The 7,519-nt window shown below is 75.7% G+C and carries 8 protein-coding genes and 1 riboswitch; all 8 genes read left to right on the plus strand.

Going from position 1 to position 7,519, the window contains the following annotated elements:
• Window positions 1-77: 77 nt before the first annotated feature.
• Window positions 78-1,439: a transcription antitermination factor NusB gene (locus VF468_10930; protein ID HEX5878819.1), complete on the plus strand. Its 1,362-nt coding sequence runs from the start codon at window positions 78-80 to the stop codon at window positions 1,437-1,439.
• A gap of 78 nt (window positions 1,440-1,517) precedes the next feature.
• Complete coding sequence (rpe, locus tag VF468_10935) at window positions 1,518-2,183, plus strand: ribulose-phosphate 3-epimerase (protein HEX5878820.1); 666 nt, start codon at window positions 1,518-1,520, stop codon at window positions 2,181-2,183.
• An 11-nt stretch (window positions 2,184-2,194) separates the two neighbouring features.
• The gene (locus VF468_10940; GenBank protein ID HEX5878821.1) at window positions 2,195-3,121 is read left to right on the plus strand and encodes a response regulator; all 927 of its coding nucleotides are present in this window, start codon (window positions 2,195-2,197) and stop codon (window positions 3,119-3,121) included.
• A 39-nt stretch (window positions 3,122-3,160) separates the two neighbouring features.
• Window positions 3,161-3,289: riboswitch (FMN riboswitch) on the plus strand.
• Window positions 3,290-3,350: 61 nt separating this feature from the next.
• Window positions 3,351-4,469, plus strand: a complete 1,119-nt coding sequence (gene ribD, locus VF468_10945; protein ID HEX5878822.1) for a bifunctional diaminohydroxyphosphoribosylaminopyrimidine deaminase/5-amino-6-(5-phosphoribosylamino)uracil reductase RibD — start codon at window positions 3,351-3,353, stop codon at window positions 4,467-4,469.
• On the plus strand, window positions 4,469-5,065 hold the full coding sequence (locus VF468_10950; GenBank protein HEX5878823.1) for a riboflavin synthase: 597 nt from the start codon (window positions 4,469-4,471) through the stop codon (window positions 5,063-5,065). The genes ribD and VF468_10950 overlap by 1 nt, the downstream gene beginning before the upstream one ends.
• A complete protein-coding gene (locus VF468_10955; GenBank protein ID HEX5878824.1) occupies window positions 5,062-6,291 on the plus strand; it encodes a bifunctional 3,4-dihydroxy-2-butanone-4-phosphate synthase/GTP cyclohydrolase II in 1,230 nt (409 codons plus the stop codon). The genes VF468_10950 and VF468_10955 overlap by 4 nt, the downstream gene beginning before the upstream one ends.
• A complete protein-coding gene (gene ribE / locus VF468_10960) occupies window positions 6,288-6,764 on the plus strand; it encodes a 6,7-dimethyl-8-ribityllumazine synthase (GenBank protein ID HEX5878825.1) in 477 nt (158 codons plus the stop codon). The genes VF468_10955 and ribE overlap by 4 nt, the downstream gene beginning before the upstream one ends.
• Window positions 6,765-6,785: 21 nt before the next feature.
• On the plus strand, window positions 6,786-7,519 hold a 734-nt coding region (hisG, locus tag VF468_10965; protein HEX5878826.1), incomplete at its 3' end, for an ATP phosphoribosyltransferase.

The raw sequence follows: 7,519 nt of genomic DNA on the forward strand, positions 1-7,519 counted from the left end.
CCTGGGCCCCGACGAGTGGCTGGGCCGATGAGCACGGCGGGTGCACACGAGGCGGTTTCGGGCAAGAGGGTGCGCCAATGAGCGCCCGGCGACCCCGCGGGGGGCGCCGGCCGCCGGGGCCGGCCCGGGACCAGGCGTCCCGCGGGCCGCGGCGCCGGGGCCCGGCCGCCGGCCCCCGCGACGTCGCCCTGGCCGCCCTGGAGCGGGTCGACGAGGGCGGCGCCTACGCCAACCTGGTCCTGCCGCCGATGCTGCGGCGCTCCGGGCTCACCCTCTCGGAGCGGGCGGCCGTCACCGACCTGGTCTACGGGTCGCTGCGGATGCGCGCGGCCCTGGACTTCGCCATGGCGCCGCTGTCGCGCCAGCCCCTGGACCGGCTGGAGCCGCTGGTCCTGCGGGGCCTGCGCCTGGGTGCCTACGAGCTGCTGTTCGGGGGCACGGCCGCCCACGCCGCCGTCGCCGAGACCGTCGGCGCGGTCGCCCGGGCCGGCCACCGCGGCCAGGCCGGCTACGTCAACGCCGTCCTCCGGCGCCTGGCCACGGCCACGCCCGCCTGGCCCGACCGCGAGCGCGACCCGGCCGGCTGGGCCGCCACCCGCGGCTCCCACCCGGCCTGGATCGTGGAGGAGGCGCTGGCCCGCCTCGGCCCCGAGGAGCTCGTCGCCCTGGTCGAGGCCGACAACACCCGCCCCGAGGTCAGCCTGCGGGCCACCCCCGGCCGCACCACCCGCGACGAGCTGCTGGCCGAGCTGGCCGAGGCCGGCCTGACCGCCCGGCCGAGCCCCGTCAGCCCCGACTGCGTGATCCTGGAGCGGGGCGACCCCGGCAGCCTGGCCGCCGTCGGCGAGGGCCGGGCGGTGGTCCAGGACGCCGCCTCCGCCCTGGTCGCCCCCGCCGTCGGCGCCGGGCCCGGCGACCTGGTGGCCGACCTGGCCGCCGGGCCGGGCGGCAAGGCCGGGCACCTGGCCGCCCTGGGCGCCCGGGTCCTGGCCGTCGAGGCCCAGCGGCGCCGGGCCGGCCTGGTCGCCGCCACCGCCGCCCGGCTCGGAGTGGCCGACCGGCTCCTCACCGTGGTCGGCGACGGCCGCCGGCCGCCGCTGCGGCCCGGCGCCGCCGACGCCGCCCTGGTCGACGCCCCCTGCACCAACCTGGGCAGCCTGCGCCGCCGGCCCGAGGCCCGCTGGCGGCACGGCCCCGGCGACGTCACCGGGCTGGTCGAGCTCCAGCTCGGCCTGCTCGAGGCGGCCGCCGGCGCCGTCCGGGCCGGCGGGACCGTGCTGTACTCGGTCTGCACCTGGACCCGGGCCGAGACCGACGGCGTGGTCGCCGAGCTGCTGGCCCGCCGCGACGACCTGCGCCTGGAGGAGACCCGGCAGCTCTGGCCCCACCGGGACGGGACCGACGGCATGTTTCTTGCACGGCTGTTCAAGGTAAAGTGAGCCTGCAATTGCAGGCTCACTTTGGCCCCGATCGGCCGATACCATTCCTACGACCGTGGTCCACGCCCGAGGAGTTCCGTGATCCGACGCCTGGCACCGTCGGTGCTCAACGCCGACCTCGCCCACCTCGCCGACCAGGTCCGGCTGGTCGAGGAGGCCGCCGACTGGATCCACCTCGACATCATGGACGGGCATTTCGTCCCCAACCACACCTTCGGCCCCCCGGTGGTGGCCGCCCTGCGGCCCCACACCGGCCACTACCTCGACTGCCACCTGATGGTGGACAACCCCGAGGCGCTGCTGCCGGCCCTCGCCGAGGCCGGGGCCAACGGGGTGAGCATGCACGTGGAGGCCCTCGACGACCCGGCGCGGGCCCTGGCCGTGGCCGCCGGGCACGGCCTGGACGCCGGGCTGGCCCTCAAGCCGGGCACGCCCCTGGACACCGTCCTGCCGTATCTGGACGACCTCGACCTGGTCCTGCCCATGACGGTCGAGCCGGGCTTCGGGGGCCAGGCGTTCGACCACCGGGTCCTGCCCAAGATCGCCGCCGCCCGCCGGGCCATCGACGAGGCCGGGCGCCCGGTCGCCCTCCAGGTCGACGGCGGCGTCAACGCCGGCACCCTGCCCAGGTGCCTGGAGGCGGGCGCCGACGTGTTCGTGGTCGGCTCGGCCATCTTCGGGGCCGACGACCCGGCCGCCGCCGCCAAGGCGTTCCGGGAGCTGATCGACGGGGGGAGCAGGTAAGCGTGGACGAGATGGTCCTGATCGCCGACGACGACCGCGACATCGTCCGGTTCGTCGAGGTCAACCTCCGCCTCGAGGGCTTCGAGGTGATCACGGCCCACGACGGCCAGGAGGCGCTCGGCAAGGCGCTCGACCTGCAGCCCAACCTCATCCTGCTGGACGTGATGATGCCGCGGATGGACGGCTACGAGGTCTGCACCAAGCTGCGGGCCGACGGCCGCAGCGCCCACATCCCGGTGATCATGCTGACCGCCAAGTCGCTCTCGGCCGACAAGGTGCTGGGCCTGACCGCCGGCGCCGACGACTACATCATCAAGCCGTTCGACCCGATGGAGCTGGTCGCGCGGGTCAAGACGACCCTGCGGCGGGCCAGCGAGATGCGCTCGCTGTCGCCGCTGACCGGCCTGCCCGGCAACCTCCGGATCGAGCAGGAGATCGCCTCCCGCATGGAGCGCGGCAAGGCGGTCGCGGTCGCCTACGCCGACCTGGACAACTTCAAGTCCTACAACGACCGCTACGGCTTCCTCCGCGGCGACGAGGTGATCTCGCTGTTCGCCCAGGTGCTGCGGCGGGCCGCCCAGGACGCGGCCGGCCCCGACGGGTTCGTGGGCCACATCGGCGGCGACGACTTCGTCGCCCTGGTCCCCCCGGAGGCGGCCGAGACCTTCACCAGCCGGGTCATCACCGACTTCGACGACCGCATCCCGACCCTGTACGACCCTGAGGACGCCCGCGCCGGCTCGATCGAGCTGGAGGACCGACAGGGCCAGCTGCGCCGCTTCCCGATCGTCTCGGTCTCCCTCGGCATCGCCTCCAGCGCCCAGCGCATCTTCGCCAACCACCGCGAGCTGGTCGCCACCGCCACCGAGCTCAAGCACGTGGCCAAGCGCCGGCAGGGCTCCAGCTACGCCCTTGACCGCCGCACCGACGGGTTCTAGCCAGGTCAAGCTGGGTGTACGCTGCTGGTGACGTAGCACGCGCGTCTCCGGGGCGGGGTGGAAGTCCCCACCGGCGGTGAGAGCCCGCGACCCCCGGCCTCCGCGGCCGGGGTGGACCCTGTGGAACCCAGGGGCCGACGGTGACAGTCCGGATGGAAGGAGGCGGCGGCCGCGCCCTGGGCTGCCTGCCCGGCGCGGCCTCCACCAGGCCCTGGGCAGGAGGGCAGTGGTGGCAGCCGAGCAGGGACCCGACGAGGCCTGGATGGCCCGGGCGGTGGCGCTCGCCGAGGGGGGGCGGGGGACCGCCAGCCCCAACCCGATGGTGGGGGCGGTGCTGGTCCGCGACGGCCGGGTCGTCGGCGAGGGATTCCACCAGGCGGCCGGGCGGCCCCACGCCGAGGCGGTGGCCCTGGCCGCGGCCGGGGCGGCGGCCCGGGGGGCGACCTGCTACGTGACCCTGGAGCCGTGCGCCCACCACGGGCGCACCCCGCCGTGCGCCGACGCGCTGGTCGCCGCCGGAGTGGCCAGGGTGGTGGCGGCGCTGGCCGACCCCGACCCGCGGGTCGGGGGGGCGGGGCTGGAGCGGCTGCGGTCGGCCGGGGTGGCCGTCGCCGTCGGGGCCGGGGCGGCCGCGGCGGCCGAGCAGAACGCCGCCTACCTGACCCACCGGCGGCTGGGGCGGCCGCGGGTCACCCTCAAGGCCGCGGCCAGCCTGGACGGCAAGGTCGCGGCCGCCGACGGCACCTCCCAGTGGATCACCGGGCCGGCCGCCCGGTCGGACGGGCACCGGCTGCGGGCCGAGGCCGACGCCGTGGCCGTCGGGGCCGGCACCGCCCTGGCCGACGACCCCCGGCTGACGGTCCGCCTCCCCGGCTTCGGCGGCCGCCAGCCCCTGCGGGTGCTGGTCGACGCCGCCGGCCGGGTCGGCGCCGGCGGCCACCTGTTCGACGGGGAGGCCCCGACCCTGGTCGCCACCACCGGCGCCGCCCCCGCGGCCGCCGTCGAGGCCTGGAAGGCCGCCGGGGCCGAGGTGCTGGTCTGCGAGCCGGCCCCCGAGGGCGTCGACCTGCACGATCTCGTGCGGGCGCTGGGGGAGCGGGGGGTGCTGGAGCTGCTGGTCGAGGGGGGCCCGCGGCTCCAGGCCAGCCTGTGGGCGGCCGGGCTGGCCGACCGGCTCGTCTGGTACCTGGCGCCGCTGGCCATCGGCGGGGCGGGCGCCCCCGGGCTGCTGGGCGGGGCCGGAGCGGCCACCCTGGCCGAGGCCCGCCGGCTCCGGCTGGCCTCGGTCGACCGGCTGGGCGACGACGTTCGCGTGGTGGCGTTTCCATGCGCCGAGGAGGAGGACTGATGTTCACCGGGATCGTGGAAGGCACCGGCACCGTGGCCGCGCTGGCCGTCGCGGACGGCGGCGGCGGGGCCCGGCTGGAGGTCGAGGCGCCGTTCCTGGCCGGCGACCTGCGGCTGGGCGAGTCGGTGGCGGTCAACGGCTGCTGCCTGACCGTGGCCGAGCCGACCCCCGGCGGGTTCGCCGCCGACCTGGTCGCCGAGACCCTGCGCCGCACCGCCCTTGGCGGGCTGGCCGCCGGGGACGCGGTCAACCTGGAGCGGCCCCTGGCCCTGGGCGGCCGCCTCGGCGGCCACCTCGTCCAGGGCCACGTCGACGGGGTGGCCAGGGTGCTGGAGCGCAAGCCGGTCGGTGAGGGCGAGGAGGTCAGGGTCGAGCTGCCGCCCGACCTGGAGCGCTACGTGGTCGAGAAGGGGTCGATCGCGGTCGACGGGGTCAGCCTGACCGTGGCCGGGGTCGGGCCCGGGTGGTTCGCGGTCGCGCTGGTGCCCCACACCCTGGAGGTGACCACCCTGGGCCGGCGCCGCCCCGGCGACCCGGTGCAGCTGGAGGTCGACGTGGTCGCCAAGTACGTCGAGCGGCTGGTGGTGCGCCAATGAGCGGCTTCGCCAGCGTCGAGGACGCCGTGGCCGCGCTCGCCGCCGGCGGCATGATCGTGGTCGTCGACGACGCCGACCGCGAGAACGAGGGCGACCTGATCATGGCCGCCGAGGCGGCCACCCCGGAGACGATCGGCTTCTTCGTCCGCCACACCTCCGGGGTCATCTGCACCCCCATGCTCGGTGAACGGCTCGACGAGCTCGACCTGCCCCTGATGGTGGCGGTCAACACCGCCCCCTACCGGACCGCCTTCACCGTCTCGGTCGACGCCCGCGCCGGCACCACCACCGGCATCTCGGCCGCCGACCGGGCCCGGACCATCCAGGCCCTGATCGACCCCGCGACCAAGCCCGCCGACCTGGTCCGGCCCGGCCACATCTTCCCGCTCCGCTACCGCGAGGGCGGGGTCCTCAAGCGCGCCGGCCACACCGAGGCCGCGGTCGACCTGGCCCGCATGGCCGGCCGGACCCCGGCGGCCGTGCTCTGCGAGATCGTCGACGACGACGGCGAGATGGCCCGCCTGCCCCAGCTGGAGCGCTTCGCCGACGCCCACGGCCTGCCACTCATCTCCATCGCCGACCTGATCCGGTCCCGGCGCCAGCACGAGAAGCTGGTCAGGCGGGTCGCCGAGGCCCGCATCCCGACCCGCTGGGGCGACTTCACCGCCTACGCCTATGAGTCGCTGCTCGACGGCGAGCAGCACCTGGCCCTGGTCAAGGGGGCCGTCCAGGGCGAGGAGAACGTGCTCGTGCGGGTCCACTCCGAGTGCCTCACCGGCGACGCCCTGGGCAGCCTGCGCTGCGACTGCGGCCCCCAGCTGGAGGACGCCCTGGCCCGGATCGCCGACGAGGGCCTCGGGGTGGTCGTGTACCTGCGCGGCCACGAGGGCCGGGGCATCGGGCTCGGCCACAAGCTGCGCGCCTACCATCTCCAGGAGCAGGGCCGCGACACCGTCGACGCCAACCTCGACCTGGGCCTCCCGGTCGACGGGCGCGAGTACGGCATCGGCTCCCAGATCCTGGTCGACCTGGGGGTGACGACCATGCGGCTGCTCACCAACAACCCGGCCAAGTACGGCGGGCTGGACGGCTTCGGCCTCCAGATCGTGGAGCGGGTGCCCCTCCAGACCCGCCCCAACCCCGAGAACCTGCGCTACCTGCGGACCAAGCGCGAACGCATGGGCCACCTGTTGGAGCTGCCAAGCGACGAGGAGACGGTCAGATGAGACGCGTGTACGAAGGGTCGATCGACGGCCGCGGGCGCAGGGTGGCCATCGCCGCCAGCCGCTTCAACCGGCTGGTCACCGACCCGCTGGTCGCCGGGGCGGTCTCCGAGCTGCGGCGCCACGGGGTGGAGGAGGCCGACATCGACCTGGCCTGGGTCCCGGGCGCGTTCGAGCTGCCCCTGGCCGCCGAGCGGCTGGCCGCCACCGGCCGCTACGCCGCCGTGGTGGCCATCGGGGCCGTCGTCCGCGGCGCCACCCCCCACTTCGACCACGTGGCCGGCCAGGCCGCCGCCGGTCTGGCCGCCGTCACCCGGGCCAGCGGCGTGCCGGTGGCGTTCGGGGTGCTGACCTGCGACACCATGGAGCAGGCGCTCGACCGGGCCGGCGGCAAGGCCGGCAACAAGGGCGCCGAGGCCGCCGTGTGTGCGCTGGAGATGGCCGGCCTGCTGGAAGCGATCGACAAGCAGGACTGACAACAGGAGAGGAGACGGGTCGTGCTCAAGCTGGTGCTGCCCAAGGGGAGCCTGGAGCGGGCCACCCTGGCCCTGTTCGAGGCCGCCGACCTGCCCGTCAAGCGGGGGAGCGAGCGCGACTACCACGGCGCCATCGACGACCCCCGGGTGGAGCGGGTGTCGCTGCTGCGGCCCCAGGAGATCCCCCAGTACGTCGAGGAGGGCTTCTTCGACCTCGGCATCACCGGCCGGGACTGGATCGAGGAGACGGGCAGCAAGGTGGTCAGCCTGGCCGAGCTGCCCTACTCCAAGCAGACCTCCAACCCGGTCAGGGTGGTGCTGGCCGTCCACCGCGACCTCGAGGTCACCCGGCCCGAGGAGCTCCAGCCGGGCCTGCGCGTCTCCACCGAGTTCCCCAACCTCACCCGGCGGTTCTTCGCCGAGCGGGGCCTGCCGGCCCGGATCTTCCCCTCCTACGGGGCCACCGAGGCCAAGGTGCCCGAGATCGTGGACGCGGTCGTCGACCTCACCGAGACCGGCTCGACCCTGCGCAGCCACGGCATGGTGGTGATCGCGACCCTGCTCACCTCCTGGACGGAGGTGATCGCCAACGCCGAGTCGGCCGCCGACCCCGAGCGCCGCCAGGCCATGGACGACCTGCTCACCCTGCTCGTCGGGGCGGCCACGGCCCGGTCCAAGGTGCTGATCAAGCTGAACGTGGCCGACGCCGACCTTCACCGGGTGCTGGCCGTGCTGCCGTCGATGAAGGCCCCGAC

The sequence above is a fragment of the Actinomycetota bacterium genome (genome assembly GCA_036280995.1).
In the GTDB taxonomy this organism is placed as follows: domain Bacteria; phylum Actinomycetota; class CALGFH01; order CALGFH01; family CALGFH01; genus CALGFH01.